Source organism: Veillonella sp. CAG:933 (assembly GCF_000431435.1).
In the GTDB taxonomy this organism is placed as follows: Bacteria; Bacillota; Negativicutes; order Veillonellales; family Veillonellaceae; genus Veillonella_A.
Genome location: NZ_HF986227.1, coordinates 1 through 17,706, shown reverse-complemented (window position 1 = coordinate 17,706; position 17,706 = coordinate 1). Strand labels below are relative to the sequence as shown.

Below are 17,706 nucleotides of genomic sequence, written 5' to 3'. Positions count from 1 at the left end.
TAAAAGCACTATGAACAATGAAACAAAACAGGTCCTCCCCCTCAGTCCCCATATACTTTCTGACCGGCGCCTTGTTCGCAAGAACTTAGGGCGCATCGCAAGAAAATATTTTAGAATGTTGCGACTTTCACTGAAGTTGATGCACTATTATTAAGGAAAACAATACAGGTCCTCAAAGCAGCGACTTTGTTCGTAAGAACTCGGAACTGCGAGAGGACCTGTATTGCTTTCCTATATATTGTTGATTCTCATAGAAAGTCGCAACAAACGACTAACATACTTCTTGCTAACGCCCTAAGGGATACGAACCCAGCGCCGGCAAAAGAATATTATAATACATTACGTGTATATTCCGCATATTTTGCTTCTAAATCAAGCATTTTTTCATTCATTTCCATCTGCAATTTAGAAGCTGTATCATAGTCACCTTCAGCGATAGCGTGACCGATGCGAGTGAATAAAGATGTATTGGAACCGGTGTCTTTCGCTAAATAGTAACGCATTTCGTTAATAGCTTCCCAACGGGAAATATCCAAACCGTCATCATCATGGATTGGTTTCATAGCGCGGATAGTGTTGATGTTGGCCGGAATCAAACGATTGATTAATTCCAATTTCCAACGGTTCAAGATACCGGCAATGAAAGATTCCATAAGGTCTTTGGCAAAAGCACCGCCGTTAACCAAAGCTTCCACTTTTGCAGGATTGTTTTTGAAGCCTAAGATGTTTTCCCAAACAGTAGCCGGTGGCATGCCGTAGCGACTGTTACGTTCTTCTTCGGTGTAATCTTCAAATACATTCTTTTCAGAACGATAGGCACGACCTGTTTCTAAGTAATCTGCCGGATCTTCCGGATTCTTGGACAATTCAGCCAATAATTCATCCGGAGTTTTACCGGAGGTAATTACATAGCGCAAACCGTCAAGCACAGCGGAGTAAATCAACGCAATAGCTGTATAGGTGTTGGTGTAAGGGTTTGGCGAACGAAGTTCGAAACGAGTGGCCATAGGGTTCCCGATATCGCGAATCAAACCGCAGAGAATAGTACGGTTACGGCTTGGTTCGTCCGGCTGATTACCTAAAGATGTAACGATACAAATCGGTGCTTCGAAGCCCGGTTTTAAACGATTTAAGGAGTCGGTTGTGGAAGAGATAAATGGGTTAATAACTTCATAGTTTTTAAGAAGGCCCATAATAGCGCCGATACCGAGTGGGCTCAAGAAGGCTTTTTTCATATCTTCAGGGGAGAACAAGTTAACCATTTTGCCGTTTTTCATTTTAGCCATCAAGCCGAAATGAGTATGTTCCCCGGAACCGGCTACGCCGATAATAGGTTTTGCCTGGAAGGTTACGTCAAGGCCGTTTTCACGGAATACTTCACGCACGATGATACGCGCTTGTAATTCGTTATCGGCAGTCTGTAATGGATTGCCGGTGTATTTCCAGTCGATTTCAAGCTGTTCCAAAACATGATCCATATGGCCTTCATCGTCGATTTTACCTTTAACGCCGCCTACTTCTTTATGCCCCATTTCAGCGTTTAAGCCATACGCCTCAAGCATTTCAACGGCCTGTTCCATAGCGGTACGAACGGTGCCGTGAGTACGCTGCCAATATTGTTCCTGTAATTTTTGAGAGGTGGATAATTCTTTGGTGCTAACTACTTTGGATGGTGTTTTTACCCAGAATTCCAATTCTGTAGCGGTTGTGAAAACTAAGTCCGCAATGTCATCCACATTCACATGTTCCATGCCTTTAACTTTGTTGTTTTTCAAAAGAGCCATCACTTCAGCTTTAACAAAGTCCAAGGTTTCTTTCAAAATAGAACGGGAATCTACATAACGTTCATTGTGCATCAAGAAAGCCGGAATACGAAGGGTACCGGTTGGTAAACCTGTAGCCGGGTCGATGTTTTCATAGTTGTAATCGATGAACCAGTTAACGCTTGGATCGCCCCAAATATCTACGCGGGCGTTATTCAAGGTAGCAATACCGGTCAACACAACGGAGGAACCGTCAGTCTGTACGGCACGGCCTTCAAAGAATGATTCATAATCATCGAAGAACATAGCGATAGGAATTTTTTCATCCGTATCATTACCGGCTAAATCTACGCCTACCAAGGACACGAATTTAATTTCCGGATGCTGTTCCAATAGGGCAAGCACCCCTTCTTTACCATACTGACCTGCGGGGATGTAATACAACAATTCGTTTACCATAAGAATTCCTCCTTCTAAAAACGCAAAAAGACCCCTCGACACTGTCATACAACAATGTTCAAGGGGTCTTCATTGACCTAATATTATCTTTAAGGGTATATTAACATACTCACTTTAGTATGTCAACAAAAGGTTAACCGTTAACCTTTGCAATTTCTTCTCGTACAATCGTATTAACTAATTTGCCATCCGCTTTACCTTTGGTTTCAGGCATTACCTTCCCCATTACGTCACCCATTTTCACAGGTGCCGTTAAGCTGCTGATAGCATTGACTACGATAGTTCGAATCTCGCTTTCACTCAGTTGAGCCGGCAAATATTTCTTCAATATTTCCATTTCTTCTTTAGTCTGGGCCACGAGATCGTCACGCTGACCTTTTTCAAACTCAGCCAGTGAATCTTGACGCATTTTCATTTCTTTGGCCAAAATTCCCAGTATATCTGTATCGCTAAGCTCACGCTTTTCGTTAATTTCTGTATTTTTAATTGCACCGTTAACCATGCGGATTACCGATAAGGCCACTTTACCCGCTTCGCGAGCTTTCATAGCTTCTTTCATGTCCGCCTTTAACTGTTCTTTTAAGGACATACCGTGCCTCCAAGATAAATCTTACGCTCTGAATTTGCGCTTACGTGCAGCCTCAGATTTTTTCTTTCTTTTTACGCTTGGTTTTTCGTAGTGTTCGCGTTTTCTTACTTCAGATAAAACACCCGCTTTTTGGCAGGAGCGTTTAAAACGGCGAAGAGCACTTTCAAGCGTTTCGTTTTTACCGACTTTAATTTCAGACATCTATATCCCTCCCTCCAATTATTCGATGGAAGTGCAGGTATTTACTATACGCACATAAAGATATTATAATGTTTGACACTATGTTTGTCAATATTTGAACATCATTATGCACTGTATTTATGCAACTTTTTTACAATAAATCGGTATAAAAAATCATGATATGTAAGTCTGAAATTCATATACCGGTTACAAGTTTGATTGTTATTCGTTAAATTTCAGGCCAACCTAATTCCTGACCACCTAAAATGTGAGCATGCAAGTGGAATACGGACTGCCCTGCTTTAGCTCCGGTATTGAATACAACACGATAGCCATCGGCAGAAAGACCCGCTTCTTTAGCTACTTCTTTGATGAATGGCAAAATACCTTCCACATAAGCTGCTTTTTCATCAGTCAAATGAGCGATGTTGGCTACGTGATTTTTAGGAATCACAAGAATATGTACCTTGGTTACCGGGTTAATATCGTGAAAAGCTAAAAATTTATCGTTTTCCAATACTTTGTTGCAAGGAATTTCACCTTTGATAATTTTACAAAAAATACATTCGTCGCTCATGCGTCATCGCTCCTTTTATAGAACACGGATTGAAATTTGATAACTGCCTACACTAAAACTTCGCCGGTTCAATCATAATTATGACCATCAATAATCATAGTATACATGCTAAAATCGATTATTCAATAATCAAGGTTTCACCGTCAAAAGCAGTAACCGTACCGCCTATGATTGTCCCTACGTCGTGTGCAGTTGTCCCTTTCTTTATTTTACCGTGAATATATTCATTCGTAAAGCCCAGATAATAACCGTCCTCTTCACGTTCGATGAGGATTTCGGCCGGTTTACCAATCATTTGTTCCGCAAAGTTTTGTAAACCTTTTTGTCCAAGACTATTCAAAAGAGCCACTCGCGTCTTTTTAACAGCTTCAGGAACTTGATCTTCCATGGCAGCAGCCGGCGTACCTTCACGCTTCGAATACGGGAATGCATGAATATGGGTGAAGCCTATTTCTTCCACGGTTTTCATCGTTTCTTCGAAGTCTTCGTCCGTTTCACCCGGGAAGCCCGCAATTATATCGGTCGTAATGGCAAGGCCCGGAATACGACTGCGTAAACGGGCAATTAAATCTTTAAATTCCTGAAGATTATAATGACGGTTCATGAGTTTTAAAATATGATCGGAACCGGCTTGGAGCGGCAAATGCAAATGCGTGCAGAAGCGCGGTTCGTTTGCCATTAAGTCAACCAACTCTTCCGATACTTCCACCGATTCAATGGATCCCAAACGAATACGTTCTAAGCCCGGAATCTCCAGCAAAGCTTTCACAACGCCGGCTAAATTAGGCTTTTCAGGTAATTCGATGCCGTAATTGCCGAGATGAATCCCAGTCAACACAATTTCATGGTAACCATGTTCTACCAATCGTTTAGCTTCTTTTACAATATCTTCCACGCGGCGGGATTTCAATTTACCGCGGGTGTACGGAATGATACAAAAAGTACAGTAGTTGTTACAGCCTTCCTGGATTTTCATAAAAGCACGCGCCTTGTCGATTTCATTACCGTAAAGCGGCATTTCTTCAAAGGTGGCCTGTTCCATGATGTTACGCACGATACTGATTTGTTTTTCTGTAGATTCGAGCTGTTCTACCAACTCTACTACGCGATGACGGTTATTCGTACCGATAACGAGATTAACACCGTCAATGGCGGCAATGGCTTCCGGTGCAAGCTGTGCATAGCAGCCGGTAACAATAATATACGCATCTTCATTGGTACGCTTGGCTTTCCGAATCAACTGGCGGGATTTTCGTTCCCCCATGTTCGTAACGGAACAAGTATTAATAACGTAAATATCCGCTTTTTCATCAAAATCTACCGGCGTATAGCCACCTTGTATAAATAAACCACGCATGGCATCCGTGTCATACTGATTAACACGGCAGCCTAAGGTAGTGAATGCTACTGTTTTCATATCTTTTTGCTCATTCTCCTATCTATTATGCTAAAAAAGTCCATACTAAGAACATCTCTAGTAAAAATTAAAATATATTAGTCCATACTTTGAACATATTTAGTTCTAATTCAGAGCATATTCAGTTCCAATTTAGAATCTATTTAGTCCATATTTAGTGCATATTGCAACATACTTACAGCGCCTACAGCAGCCGTTTCGGCACGCAAAATAGTCTGTCCTAACGTTACCACACGGGCATCGGCTGCTTCAAATTGCGTCAGTTCATCGTTGCTCAAACCGCCTTCCGGCCCGATAAAAATAACAACACGCTGAATCACATCTTCCGATTCCGCTTGTTCCAAAGCTGCTTTTAAGGTCAAACTATGCTCATTTTCATAAGCTACCAACAAAAGACTGCCATTAGCTTGTTCTCTCGCTAAAACATCGGCTAAGGTAATATCAGCCGTGAATTCCGGTAATTTAGAACGACCGCATTGTTGGGCCGCCTCTTTCATGATTTTCTCCCAGCGTTGAACTTTTTGAGGTAGTTTGTCCATTTTATATTGTACTACACAATTTTTCATGGGCACAGCATACACGGAATGAACATTGAGTTCGGTTGTTTTTTGCAAAACCCATTCCAATTTATCAGCTTTCAAAAAGCCCTGTACCAATACCACTTCAACTTCGCTGACACTTTCGTCCTGAATATCGCCTACCAGCTTAGCGGAAGCTTCTCCGTCTACGACGTCCTGTATTTGGTACACACCGGTTCGACCGTCACTGCCGCCAACCAAAACCGGCTTTTCCATCTTATGTCGGAACACGGTTAAGAGATGGTGAGTTGTATCTTTCGGTATCGTTATCATTGTATCTAAAGGAGCATCGATAAATATCTTTTTCATTATCTGAGCCTTTCGTGAGTAATCTATGACAGGTTAAATACGTTAAATTATCGGAATCAACCTTATTATCATATATCAAGGAACTCGACAATTCAACTCTTATTTCTAAATAATTCTATGTATTATTATATCATAAAAAGAGTAATCCCTCGGCGAATTCATAGCCTAACCATGAATTACCGAGAAATTACTCTTAATGCGTTTTGATGCTTAATTGTATTCTTATAATTTTATAGTATTCATTACGAAGAAAGATAATGAGATTGCATACGATACTTTACACAAAAACGTCATTGCGTCATTACTTTATTGTCTTAGTGCCAAAGTATGCCATGACCCTTTGACAACTTCTTCCACTATCTGCCAATGTTCTTTGATATACGGCATGATTTCATTGTAACGGTCATCGATGATACCGCTGATAATTAAAATGCCGTCAGAGGCTAATTTGGTGCTTATAGTAGGCAATAGAATCTTTAAAGGATCTACCGTAAGGTTGGCCATGATTAAATCCGCTTTACCGTCAAAATCCTTAGCTAAATCTCCACAGATTATCTTGGCCGCTACCTTATTCGTTTCACAATTAAGCTTAGCCTGTTCAGCCGCATTTTCATCAATATCAATACCAATCAGATTAGGAATTCCCAAGGTATGAGCAACGAGGAGTAAAATCCCCGTGCCGGTACCGATATCAAGACAGGTCTGTTTACTTTGACCGTATTTAGCCATTAATTCGGCACAAGCTTTAGTTGTTTCATGAGCACCGGTACCAAAAGATAAATCAGAATCAATGGTCAGCACTGTCTCATTGCCTTTTGGTGTATATTCTTTCCACGCCGGACGGATTACTACATTCGGTAAAATTTCAGTCGGCTCAATATACTGTTGCCAATTGTTATACCAATCCGTATCGGTTACTTCTTTGGCATACAGGTGCTTGTAAGTGAATTGAGCCGTTTTTAGAGCCCCTGCAATTAATTCTTCCCACTCTTTAGGCGTTTTCTCAGCATCACCATACAAGGTAAGTTGCACCCAAGCAGGTTCATTCGGAATATCTTCTTCTATAAAGCCGTTGCTGCTATATGTATCAAAAAGAGTAGTCACCTCTTCAATGACTACTCTTTCGATGGCAACGGATATTTCTATCCATTTCATTATATACCTCCGGTCCCGAACAAGAAGTTCAGGCGAGCTTTTCAATCACCACATAAGGCATCTTTGAATTTATCACCGATTTTTTCCAAAATGCTCTTGCTCTCTTTTAACACGGTTACATCTTCTTTGCCTTCTTTGGCAAATTGTACCAAGAGTTCACGTTGTTTCTGGTTTAACTTCTTAGGTGTTACAACCGTTACGCGAACATGTTGGTCACCGCGCTGGCTCGGGTTACGTAAGTACGGAATCCCCTTGCCTTTCAAACGGAAGATTGTGCCGGTCTGGGTTCCTTCAGGAATTTTAAGTTCAACTTTGCCGTCCAAGGTGTTGACCATAATAGTCGCACCGATTGCAGCTTGGGCAAACGAAATCTTAGCTTCGCTTACTACTTCGTTGCCTTGACGTTCGAACTCACGACTTGGTCTTACGTAAATGTATACGTACAAGTCACCTTTAGGACCGCCTTTAATGCCAGGTTCGCCTTCATTGGCTACGCGCAAACGGGAGCCGCTGTCAACGCCGGCCGGAATTTTGATTTCAATCTTCTTACGGCCCACGGTTTCACCACTGCCGTGACATACCTTACAAGGTTTTTCAATCTTTTTACCGGAACCGTGACAAACGGAGCATGTACGAGCGGAACGCATCTGACCGAATGGTGTATTTTGTACCACTGTTTCCTGACCGCTGCCGTGACAACGCGGACAAGTTTCTACCTTACTGCCCGGTTCACCGCCGGTGCCGTGACAGTGATTACATTCTTCATGACGCTGTACATCAATGGTCATTTTACGACCGAAAGCGGCATCCTCAAAACTGATTTCCACATCATGACGAAGATCGTCACCTTTTTGCGGACCGTTATTTTGTTGACCGCCACCGCCGAAGAACATGTCAAAAATATCTCCAAAGCCGCCGGCCTGGCCGCCAAACCCACCAAAACCGCCTTGACCGCCAAAGCCGCCGAAACCACCGGCCCCGGCGCCGCCACCTTGGGTGAAGGCGTCGTGACCGTACTGGTCATATTGGGCACGTTTGGTTTCATCAGACAATACTTCATAGGCTTCGTTAGCTTCTTTAAACTTTTCTTCCGCCTCTTTCGGATTGTCGCGGTTTACGTCAGGATGGTATTGGCGCGCTTTTTTTCTAAACGCTTTTTTTATTTCGTCTTGAGAGGCGTTTTTGTCGACCCCTAAGACGTCATAATAATCCTTCGCCATCAGTTACTTACCGTCCTCTTAGTCTTTTTTATCGTCTTTTACTTCAGTGTATTCAGCATCAACTACATCATCATTCTGCTGTGCGCCGCCTTGAGCACCTTGCGCGCCCTGAGCATCACCGGCAGTCTGCTGAGCAGCCTGAGCTTGTTCATACATCTTAGTGGACAATTCGTACAATGGTTTAGTCAATTCTTCGCTCTTAGCTTTGATGTCTTCTACATTGCCGGATTCGATAGCGGCTTTCAAAGCATCTTTAGCTTTAGTAACTTGTTCAAGAGTTGCTGCATCGGCTTTACCTTCGAAGTCTTTAACAGCTTTTTCAGCTTGGTATACTAAGGAATCGGCATTGTTTTTAACTTCGATTTCTTCTTTTTTAGCTTTATCTTCAGCTGCATGTGCTTCTGCTTCTTTAACCATGCGGTCGATTTCGTCCTGTTGTAAACCGCCGGAAGAAGTAATGGTAATAGCTTGTTCTTTGCCGGTGCCCATATCTTTAGCTTTTACGTTAACGATACCGTTAGCATCGATGTTGAATGTAACTTCGATTTTAGGTACCCCACGTGGAGCTGCCGGAATACCGGTCAATTCAAAACGACCAAGTGTTTTGTTGTCAGCAGCAAAATCACGTTCACCTTGTAATACGTGAATATCTACTGCCGGTTGGTTATCGGCTGCCGTGGAGAATACCTGGCTCTTGGATGTAGGGATCGTAGTGTTACGATCGATAATGCGTGTGAAAACACCACCCAAAGTTTCGATACCGAGGGACAATGGAGTTACGTCGAGAAGTAATACGTCTTTAACTTCACCAACAAGTACACCGCCCTGGATAGCAGCACCAACGGCTACACATTCGTCAGGGTTAACGTTTTTGGTAGGTTCTTTGCCAAGAACGCGTTTGATAGCTTCTTGAACAGCCGGAATACGGGAAGAACCACCAACGAGTAAGATTTTATCGATTTCGCCTACGCTGAGACCGGAATCAGCCAACGCTTTGCGAGTAGGTTCAATAGTTGCTTCAACTAAGTCGTGAGTTAATTCTTCGAATTTGGCACGAGTCAAAGTCAAGTCCAAGTGTTTAGGACCGGTAGCATCAGCTGTGATAAATGGTAAGTTAATGTTCGTGCTCATAACGCCGGACAATTCAATTTTAGCTTTTTCGGCAGCTTCTTTTAAACGCTGATCCGCCATTTTGTCCTGAGACAAATCAATGCCCGTATCTTTTTTGAATTCTGCAATCATCCAGTCCATGATGCGTTGGTCGAAGTCATCACCGCCCAAGTGGTTGTTACCGCTGGTAGCTTTTACTTCAAATACGCCGTCGCCAAGTTCAAGGATGGATACGTCGAAAGTACCACCGCCAAGGTCGAATACGAGTACTTTACCTTCTTCGTCTTTATCTACACCGTAAGCCAAAGCAGCTGCTGTCGGTTCGTTGATGATACGAAGAACATCAAGGCCTGCAATAGCGCCCGCATCTTTAGTAGCCTGACGTTGGCTGTCGGTGAAGTAAGCAGGTACCGTAATTACGGCCTGAGTTACTGTTTCACCAAGATAGGCTTCTGCATCGGCTTTCAATTTCTGAAGAATCATGGCAGAAATTTCTTGCGGCGTGTATTGTTTGTCGTCAATTTTTACTTTGTAGTCACTACCCATGTGACGTTTAATGGAAGAAATCGTTTTTTCAGGATTGGATACAGCCTGACGTTTTGCCAACTGACCTACCAAACGTTCACCATTTTTTGCAAAACCTACTACGGAAGGTGTTAAACGGGAACCTTCCTGATTTGTAACAACGACCGGTTCGCCGCCTTCCATTACAGCGACTACAGAGTTTGTTGTACCTAAGTCAATACCAATTACTTTTGCCATTTTAAATGACCTCCTATTTTTATCTTATGCCATCTATTGTCATGTTAATTTCAAATGTAAGCTGCGACTCGGATCACTCACTTGGAATGCCTCCGCTATCGCACGCCTTAGGCGAAATTAATCATTATGTACTACTTTAACCATGGCCGGACGCACCGTCTTACCATCTACGGTATAACCGGTTTGCAATACTTCGCAAACTGTGTCGTCTTCATATTCATCAGACGGCACACGCATGATTGCTTGATGATAATTCGGATCGAACGGTTTGCCTACAGCATCAATTACCGCTAAGCCGTGTTTGCTAAGCATAGCCATTAAGTTCTGATGAATCATTACGAAACCGTCAAGGAATGCTTTTGTTTCGGCATTAGTCGGTGCCTGTAAAGCTCGTTCAAAATTATCCAGCACGGAGAATAAATCTTTCATTACATCCGCTTTTACAAAACCTGCCAATTGATCTTTTTCCTGCAATGTGCGTCGCTTGAAATTATCAAAGTCGGCTTGCAAACGAACAAATCTTTTTTCCGCTTCCGCCAATGCATCTTTCACGGCATCAGCTTCGGCTGTTACTGTCTCACCTGCCGCTTTTGCTTCAGTAGCAGCTACGTCTTCAGCGCTTTCTACCGTCACGTCAGGTTCGCCGGCAACGTTCATTTCATCAGTTACTGTATCCTGTGTAAAGTCTTCAGTCTGTTTCATCTCGTCTGCTCCCATCGTGAGTATCACCTCATTACTTTCTATTTTTATTTTCCGCTAATGCACGCATAAAATCTTGCATATACGATAAAATACCAATGATTCGGCCATACTCCATACGAGTAGGTCCTAATATAGCCAACGTACCGATACGCTCATCTTTATCACCGAAATCAGCTTGAATAACGCTTAAATCTTTAAGCGGTTCCGCCTGATTTTCACTGCCGATGGTAATGCCGATACCGTTCTTCTTAGACGCCGCCAAGAGCTGATTCAGTTGATCTTGTTCTTCCAACATCGACAGAATCGGTTGAACCTTCTTGATGTCCTTGAATTCCGGTTGTTCCAACAGCTCGGTCGTACCAACCGAGTAGAACAGTTTACGTTTGGCAATGGCGCGATACAAAGCCTCTGCCAGTATAAGTAATACCGCTCGCGGCCCTTCAATAAGCTGAACTGTTGCCTCCAAGTTCTGTAAGGTCATGCTCGACAAGCGAACATCCTTTAACGCATTTGTCATGCGAATTGCCATACTTGCCAAAACATCATCGGCCACAGCCTCTTTGAAATACATCGGCTCATTATCCAAAGCACCTTGGTCGGTTACAACAACCATGATAGCTCTGTTTTCACCAATCGGTAAGACATGAATAAATTTCAACACCGACGTGTCATGAGCCGGCGCTAGGAATAAACTCATGTTATGACTGATTTGTGAAATCAGTTTGGCTACATTTAAGAAGAAATCTTCAAAGTTAGCCGGTTTTTCTTGCCATATTTTATTGATTTTTTCTGCATCTTCGCGCTCTGTGCCGTTCGAATGCAACATAGCGTCTACATAAAAGCGGTAACCCTTGGCTGATGGAATACGACCCGCTGATGTATGCGGTTGTTCCAAAAAGCCCAGGTCTTCCAAATCGGCCATTTCATTGCGGACCGTGGCCGGGCTGACGCCCAAATTATAATTCTTCGCCAGAGTCCTCGAACCGACCGGTTCAGCCGACTTTATGTAGTCCTGTATGATAGCGTGTAAGATGCGCTGTTTACGTTCATCCATATTCACACCTCATTGTTAGCACTCATTAACATCGAGTGCTAATCACAGCTATAATGTTATCATAAAACGTCAAAATGTCAAGCAAATATTTCATACAGATTTCGTAAAAACTCGCTTATTTACTGTTTAGTCAAAAAATCAAAGGGCCTTTAAAGATCATTGACCTTTAAAAGCCCTTATGTAAAACTTTTTAAATTAACTTATAAATCACCGGTCATTTTACAAAATGACTCATCACCGGTCACATCGGCAGCAATTAGTTGGCTACTCGATTACGATGACTCATCAACCGTTACATCGCCGTAATTAGTTAGCAGCGCGTTTACGGGTAGCAATTTTATAAATCATTACGCACAAAGCAAGATAAATCACAATACCAAGGTATGTTGCTTCCGGTGTTTTTTCCCACGCATCCAAGAACCAATCAACACCGGCGATTTTAAGAACCGCACTGATTAAGGAACCAATGGCACCACCGGCTACGAAACCGGAAGCTACGGTACCGCCTTCAGCTACGCGTGCTTCACTTTCAGCTTCATCTTTGCTGCTGCGTTTAACCAAATAAGAAATGAAACCGCCCACTAAGATTGGCGTATTGATTTCCATTGGTAAGTATGCACCGAGGGCAAAGGCCAATGGCGGAACACCAATCATCCAAAGTAATACGGCAAAAATAGCGCCAAGAATATATAATTCCCATTGAGCACTGCCGCCGGTCATCAACGGTTCAACAATAGCGGCCATAGCATTAGCTTGTGGCGCATTTAAAGCACCGTCGCCTACGAAACCGTATGCATTGTTAAGCAAGATTAAAACGCCTACGCATACAATACCGGCGATTACAACGCCGACTAATTGCCATAATTGCATTTTGGCAGGTGTAGCACCGGTTAAGTGTGCAACTTTCAATTCAGACATGAAGTTACCCGCTACACCGATAGTTGTTGCTAAGAACGCAGCCATCATCAAGATAGCAATGATACCGGTTGTACCGCCCATACCAACACTGGTCATGATAACGGCACTAATTAAAATCATGAAAATTGTCATGCCCGATACCGGTTCATTACCGGTAAAGGCGATAGAACTGATACCTACTACAGACAATAAGAAAGATAAAATCAAAACGATGAAGAATGCCAACACTGTTTGTAGGAATGTATCAGCATAATAAATATGGAAGAAAATAGAGAATAAAACTGTTGTTAATACAATACCTAAGCCCAATACGGAAGAAGGCAAATCAATCTGCGTACGCAATACGTTAACTGTCGTAGTTTTACCACGGCTGAACATATCAACGATGGCGCGTTTCATAATTTTGCTTACTACATTGGACATGGTCAATAAGCCGATAACACCGGCCATGGCAAGCATACCAATACCGATATGGCGCACATAAGTCTTAAATACATCACCGGTGGAAGCATCGGCAAGTAAGATTTCTTTGCCCCCTACCATCATGATGTGATCGCCACCGATGAAGAAGAACAATGGAACCATTACGAACCAGGCAAAGAAAGACCCGGCGGCAATAATAGAACCATAACGGATACCGGTAAAATAACCTAAACCTAATAAAGCAATGTCACTGTCTAAAGATAAGTGCATTTTACTGTTCTGCTGGAATACTTGGCCCCAACGGAATGTGGTAGTGGAGAAAACTTCACGCCACCAACCAAGGGAGTTTAATACGAAATCATAGCCTAAACCCAATAAACCGCTAAGCGCCATGAGTTTAGCCTTACCGCCATCATTACTGCTCAATACTTCGGCAGCGGCACGGCCACTTGGGAACGGATAGGCATGATGCATTTCTTCACAGAAATACTGACGGAAGAATACGCAAAGGAATACCCCCAATAAACCGCCTAACACGATAGGCACAATCATTTGGAAAACCGATACAGTATGAATATCAAGAATAAAAAGAGCCGGTAAAATGAACATTACCCCTGCCAGTACGTTAGTACCGGAGCTGGCAATGGCCTGAATATGAACGGTTTCCGGGAAAGCATTTTTACGTTTGAATAAAACCGCCATCCCCATAGATAGAATTGATACCGGTGCAAACGCATCTACGGTCTGGCCGATTTTTAAGCATAAATAGCCAACGGCCAAGGCAAATAACGCGGCAAAGAAGAGCCCCCAGAAAATAACATAACTGTTAATTTCCTCATAATTTTTGGTTGGATCCATAATCGGACGAACCTCATTGTGATGCTCATTTGATGCCATAAAATCATCTCCTTAGATAAATAAAACAGAAATACAAAAGTGAAAAAATAAAGATAATTAAAAGATTTACCTAAGGAAATTTCGTTAGCTGCCTACAATCAACCAAGAATCCCACCTGCTCCGAACTGATTCTTATCAAGTCCACTACATAAAAACTTTTCTCTTTCACTATTACACAACTAAAGGGGCTCTCCACACCGTGGATGCCCCTTTTTTCTCTACTTGAATTATATGTTTAATGTTACTCTTTGTCAACGAGTAGTGTACATAGCATGCATAATCAGTATATTGCCCCTTCAAAAAGAATGCATTACTAACTTTAGTCATATCTCATTTTCAGATTATTTTTGAGAAAATCCAATATACTTCAAATACCCCGTAAAACAACCGCCAAAAATTATTGACTAAGCTTAGTAATATCTTCATTACGACCGATAACAATCAACATATCCTCATCTTGTAACGGATTATTCGGGTTTGGCGGTGCAATGACATTTTTATCACGTTTTACGGCCACAATATTTACATTATATTTCTTACGAATATCCAATTCAGTCAAAGTGTGACCAATCATGAATGAAGGAATCCCCATTTCCACCAAGCCGATGTCCTGGGATAGCTGGAAATAGTCTACAATATTTTCACGAGTCAACATTTGAGCCACTCGTTCGGCCATATCCATTTCCGGGAAAATGATCAAATCGGCCCCTACCTTCTCCAGTAATTTACTTTCCATTTCGGTAGATGCTTTCGCCACGATGTACGGCGCATGTAATTCCTTGAGTACCATGGCGGACAATAATTTAGCTTTTAAATTATCTCCAATGGCAATAACAACTACGTCCAATTCCTGTAAATTTAACTGACGAATCGTATCTTCATCACTGAAATCGGCTACGATACTGTGCGTCAAATAGGGCGCCAGTTTTTGTACCAACCCCTCTTCAATATCAATACCTACTACTTCATGCCCCATAGCCGCTACCTGTTTTGCCAAAGTGCCGCCAAAACGGCCAAGACCTATAATACCGATTGTTTTACGCTTCATATTATTACCTCTGTTTTATGAAAAAATAAAAAGCTACATCTTCCATCAATAATAACCAGCTAAACTATAGCAACACATTATCTTCCGGATAGTATGCCGTAGTCGTGGCACGACGTTTTAAGAAAAAGGCGCCAATCAAAGTAAGCACACCGATACGGCCTGTATACATCACGATAATCAACGTTAGCTTACTGATGGTTGACAGCTCCGGCGTAATCCCTATGGTAAGGCCTACCGTAGCAAAAGCGGAGGTCACTTCAAATAATAAATCCAAGAACGGAAATGATTCTACACCGGCCAAGACAAAAGTAGCCAGCACAACGAGCATGGATGAAAAGAATACAATGCCCACGGCCTTATAAATAACGCTCTGACTTAAGCTTCGCTCAAAGATTTCGACACGTCGTGTATTAGTGAACAACGAACGTGATGTGGCCCATAATACAGCCATGGTACTGATTTTTATACCGCCACCGGTCGAGTTTGGCCCGGCCCCGATAAACATGAGTACCACCGTAATAAAAACCGTAATGGGATGCAAATCCGCGTAATTCAACGTCGGAATACCGGCCGTGCGCGGCGTTATGGCTTGAAACAAAGCGCCTTGAATTTTAGTTGTGAACGGTAATCCGGCTAATGTTTGCGTCCATTCCAAGCCAAGAATACTAAGTGTACCGGCTACAACGAGAATCAATTCACCAACAAGCATCACTTTCGTATGCAATGTTAATTGAGCGAATCCCCGTTGGCGATTGTTCCAAATATCGAAGGACGCCATGTAACCAAAGCCGCCAATAAGGATAAGGCTGCAAGTTATCAGCGTAAAGCCCCAATCACCTACCATTTTATAAGGCAAATCATTGTCAAAAAACACAAAGCCGGCGTTACAAAATGTAGAAATAGCCTGGTAAAAGCCGTAATATATAGCGCTATACCCTAAATAAGGATATAAATCTAACGTATAGGCTACCCCGCCGATAAATTCAAAGCCAAATGTGAGAATGGCAATTTGTTTAAGCACAGTTTGCACCGAAATATTATCTTGCCCAATATCTTCTTGAAGTAATAATTTATTCTCCAGCCCTACACGGCGTCTCAGTACTATAAAGATAAACGTTGTAAAGGTCATCGTCCCCAAACCGCCGATTTGAATCAGCAAAATCATTATAGTCTGTCCGAAAATACTCCAATGGTGAAACGTATCTACCGTCGTAAGCCCCGTTACAGACACGCAGGATACGGCCACAAAAAGAGCATCAATAAACGGTGTTCGGCTACCGTCAAGGGTAGCCCATGGCAAAGTCAGCAAATATCCTCCAAACAACATAAGTACGGCGAAGCTTAAAGCTAATAAGCGTTGCGGATTCGTCATCAGCGAATTCCTGACTTTTTCTTGCCACGTTAACGGTCGACGTGTAAAATTCGGTCCTAATATCATAATGTCCTCGAATCACCGGCTATGTAGAATGATACTCTGCTTTAACCCCATAATATCACTATATAGTCGTCTTAATGCATGTAAAACAGTAATAGCCAAAAACGCTATTTTTCATATCCATATTATACATCAATCGTCTTGGAAAAAGAAAAACTCTTTTAAGGGAAATGTAATTCCACCTTAAAAGAGTTCATAAATTTATTGCTATATAACTTTAAATCATGTGTATTTCAAAGACCGGTTTGCTTTTATTCAGCATCTACCTGCGGCGCAACTTCAGCGTTTTCAAAGGGATTACCCAAACGGGCCAACATATGATCGAATTTTTCTTTCGGCATAGCGTTATCTTTGTACCATTGTAATAAAAACTCGATTTTGTCTTGTGCTTCTTCAGGCGTTAGTTTTTTGGCAAATACTTCGCCGCCTTTAGGCCGATTACCGCTTTTACCGCCGGCCACCAGCACATAGCCGTCCGGCAAGCCGTATAAACCGATATCTTTAATCATCGGTTCGGCGCAACAACGGGGACAACCGCTGATACCGATGCGAAGTTTATTAGGCATATCTTCACCGAAATGATGTTCATCAATATATTTAGCTACCGGAATCGTCTGCATAAAGGCGTGGGAACAACCGTCCGTACCGCGACAAGCGGTCACCGAATTAACCGCCGCATGCTTAACTTGTTGAACCCCTTCCGGCAATTGTTCTAAAATAGCTGCCTTATCTTCCTTGGTAATGTCATAAATCTGAATGCCTGTAGCTACGATGCGGAAATTCCCCTTATATTTATCAGCCAAATCAATAATGGCATGTAATTGGACGCGTGAAAACTCACTGAATAAAGAATGTAAAATAACGGATGTTTTCATGTGTACTCCTTAGTCATTTGATTAACAATAAACGTATATTGTTGTATCTCGATTCGATACAAACGGATACTGTATCGGCAAGCCTTACATCGTATGCCGTTACCTATAATTCACTATTATATTTGTATCATATTATTATTTTATCGAGTTGTGACATATATCACAAAATAACTAAAAGTTATGATTAAACTGACTAAAAAATTTTAAATCATAACCACCCGTAGAACGGGTGGTT

15 protein-coding genes are annotated in these 17,706 nt (G+C 42.2%); all 15 read right to left on the bottom strand.

What is annotated here, in order from left to right; all coding sequences use genetic code 11:
* Nucleotides 1–329: 329 nt before the first annotated feature.
* On the bottom strand, nt 330–2,222 hold the full coding sequence (locus QZL64_RS11310) for a glutamine synthetase catalytic domain protein (RefSeq protein WP_021842085.1): 1,893 nt from the start codon (nt 2,220–2,222) through the stop codon (nt 330–332).
* Between the two features lie 133 nt (nt 2,223–2,355).
* Complete coding sequence (locus tag QZL64_RS11305; protein WP_021842084.1) at nt 2,356–2,811, bottom strand: GatB/YqeY domain-containing protein; 456 nt, start codon at nt 2,809–2,811, stop codon at nt 2,356–2,358.
* 21 nt (nt 2,812–2,832) lie between these two features.
* Nucleotides 2,833–3,012, bottom strand: a complete 180-nt coding sequence (rpsU, locus tag QZL64_RS11300; protein WP_004695751.1) for a 30S ribosomal protein S21 — start codon at nt 3,010–3,012, stop codon at nt 2,833–2,835.
* Nucleotides 3,013–3,220: 208 nt separating this feature from the next.
* Nucleotides 3,221–3,568: a histidine triad nucleotide-binding protein gene (locus tag QZL64_RS11295; RefSeq protein WP_021842083.1), complete on the bottom strand. Its 348-nt coding sequence runs from the start codon at nt 3,566–3,568 to the stop codon at nt 3,221–3,223.
* Nucleotides 3,569–3,686: 118 nt separating this feature from the next.
* Entirely contained in the window at nt 3,687–4,985 is a 1,299-nt protein-coding gene (gene mtaB / locus QZL64_RS11290; protein ID WP_021842082.1) for a tRNA (N(6)-L-threonylcarbamoyladenosine(37)-C(2))-methylthiotransferase MtaB, read from the bottom strand.
* A 143-nt stretch (nt 4,986–5,128) separates the two neighbouring features.
* Complete coding sequence (locus tag QZL64_RS11285; protein WP_021842081.1) at nt 5,129–5,872, bottom strand: RsmE family RNA methyltransferase; 744 nt, start codon at nt 5,870–5,872, stop codon at nt 5,129–5,131.
* A gap of 306 nt (nt 5,873–6,178) precedes the next feature.
* Nucleotides 6,179–7,027 carry a 50S ribosomal protein L11 methyltransferase gene (locus QZL64_RS11280; protein WP_021842080.1) on the bottom strand — a complete coding sequence of 283 codons (849 nt, stop codon included), beginning with the start codon at nt 7,025–7,027 and terminating at the stop codon, nt 6,179–6,181.
* 41 nt (nt 7,028–7,068) lie between these two features.
* Complete coding sequence (gene dnaJ / locus QZL64_RS11275; protein ID WP_021842079.1) at nt 7,069–8,247, bottom strand: molecular chaperone DnaJ; 1,179 nt, start codon at nt 8,245–8,247, stop codon at nt 7,069–7,071.
* Between the two features lie 18 nt (nt 8,248–8,265).
* A complete protein-coding gene (gene dnaK, locus QZL64_RS11270) occupies nt 8,266–10,119 on the bottom strand; it encodes a molecular chaperone DnaK (protein ID WP_021842078.1) in 1,854 nt (617 codons plus the stop codon).
* Nucleotides 10,120–10,236: 117 nt separating this feature from the next.
* Nucleotides 10,237–10,821 carry a nucleotide exchange factor GrpE gene (grpE, locus tag QZL64_RS11265; RefSeq protein ID WP_021842077.1) on the bottom strand — a complete coding sequence of 195 codons (585 nt, stop codon included), beginning with the start codon at nt 10,819–10,821 and terminating at the stop codon, nt 10,237–10,239.
* 31 nt (nt 10,822–10,852) lie between these two features.
* Nucleotides 10,853–11,875: a heat-inducible transcriptional repressor HrcA gene (gene hrcA, locus QZL64_RS11260; RefSeq protein WP_021842076.1), complete on the bottom strand. Its 1,023-nt coding sequence runs from the start codon at nt 11,873–11,875 to the stop codon at nt 10,853–10,855.
* A gap of 306 nt (nt 11,876–12,181) precedes the next feature.
* Nucleotides 12,182–14,113 carry an OPT family oligopeptide transporter gene (locus QZL64_RS11255; RefSeq protein ID WP_021842075.1) on the bottom strand — a complete coding sequence of 644 codons (1,932 nt, stop codon included), beginning with the start codon at nt 14,111–14,113 and terminating at the stop codon, nt 12,182–12,184.
* A gap of 397 nt (nt 14,114–14,510) precedes the next feature.
* Complete coding sequence (locus tag QZL64_RS11250) at nt 14,511–15,161, bottom strand: potassium channel family protein (RefSeq protein WP_021842074.1); 651 nt, start codon at nt 15,159–15,161, stop codon at nt 14,511–14,513.
* A gap of 64 nt (nt 15,162–15,225) precedes the next feature.
* On the bottom strand, nt 15,226–16,599 hold the full coding sequence (locus QZL64_RS11245; RefSeq protein WP_021842073.1) for a TrkH family potassium uptake protein: 1,374 nt from the start codon (nt 16,597–16,599) through the stop codon (nt 15,226–15,228).
* A gap of 248 nt (nt 16,600–16,847) precedes the next feature.
* A complete protein-coding gene (locus QZL64_RS11240; RefSeq protein WP_021842072.1) occupies nt 16,848–17,471 on the bottom strand; it encodes a nitrate/sulfite reductase in 624 nt (207 codons plus the stop codon).
* Nucleotides 17,472–17,706: the final 235 nt, after the last annotated feature.

Bases quoted from the DNA above. Each gene is read 5' to 3' on its own strand.
- QZL64_RS11310 (WP_021842085.1), bottom strand. From the start codon at position 2,222: ATGGTAAACGAATTGTTGTATTACATCCCCGCAGGTCAGTATGGTAAA.
- QZL64_RS11305 (WP_021842084.1), bottom strand. From the start codon at position 2,811: ATGTCCTTAAAAGAACAGTTAAAGGCGGACATGAAAGAAGCTATGAAA.
- rpsU (WP_004695751.1), bottom strand. From the start codon at position 3,012: ATGTCTGAAATTAAAGTCGGTAAAAACGAAACGCTTGAAAGTGCTCTT.
- QZL64_RS11295 (WP_021842083.1), bottom strand. From the start codon at position 3,568: ATGAGCGACGAATGTATTTTTTGTAAAATTATCAAAGGTGAAATTCCT.
- mtaB (WP_021842082.1), bottom strand. From the start codon at position 4,985: ATGAAAACAGTAGCATTCACTACCTTAGGCTGCCGTGTTAATCAGTAT.
- QZL64_RS11285 (WP_021842081.1), bottom strand. From the start codon at position 5,872: ATGAAAAAGATATTTATCGATGCTCCTTTAGATACAATGATAACGATA.
- QZL64_RS11280 (WP_021842080.1), bottom strand. From the start codon at position 7,027: ATGAAATGGATAGAAATATCCGTTGCCATCGAAAGAGTAGTCATTGAA.
- dnaJ (WP_021842079.1), bottom strand. From the start codon at position 8,247: ATGGCGAAGGATTATTATGACGTCTTAGGGGTCGACAAAAACGCCTCT.
- dnaK (WP_021842078.1), bottom strand. From the start codon at position 10,119: ATGGCAAAAGTAATTGGTATTGACTTAGGTACAACAAACTCTGTAGTC.
- grpE (WP_021842077.1), bottom strand. From the start codon at position 10,821: ATGAAACAGACTGAAGACTTTACACAGGATACAGTAACTGATGAAATG.
- hrcA (WP_021842076.1), bottom strand. From the start codon at position 11,875: ATGGATGAACGTAAACAGCGCATCTTACACGCTATCATACAGGACTAC.
- QZL64_RS11255 (WP_021842075.1), bottom strand. From the start codon at position 14,113: ATGGCATCAAATGAGCATCACAATGAGGTTCGTCCGATTATGGATCCA.
- QZL64_RS11250 (WP_021842074.1), bottom strand. From the start codon at position 15,161: ATGAAGCGTAAAACAATCGGTATTATAGGTCTTGGCCGTTTTGGCGGC.
- QZL64_RS11245 (WP_021842073.1), bottom strand. From the start codon at position 16,599: ATGATATTAGGACCGAATTTTACACGTCGACCGTTAACGTGGCAAGAA.
- QZL64_RS11240 (WP_021842072.1), bottom strand. From the start codon at position 17,471: ATGAAAACATCCGTTATTTTACATTCTTTATTCAGTGAGTTTTCACGC.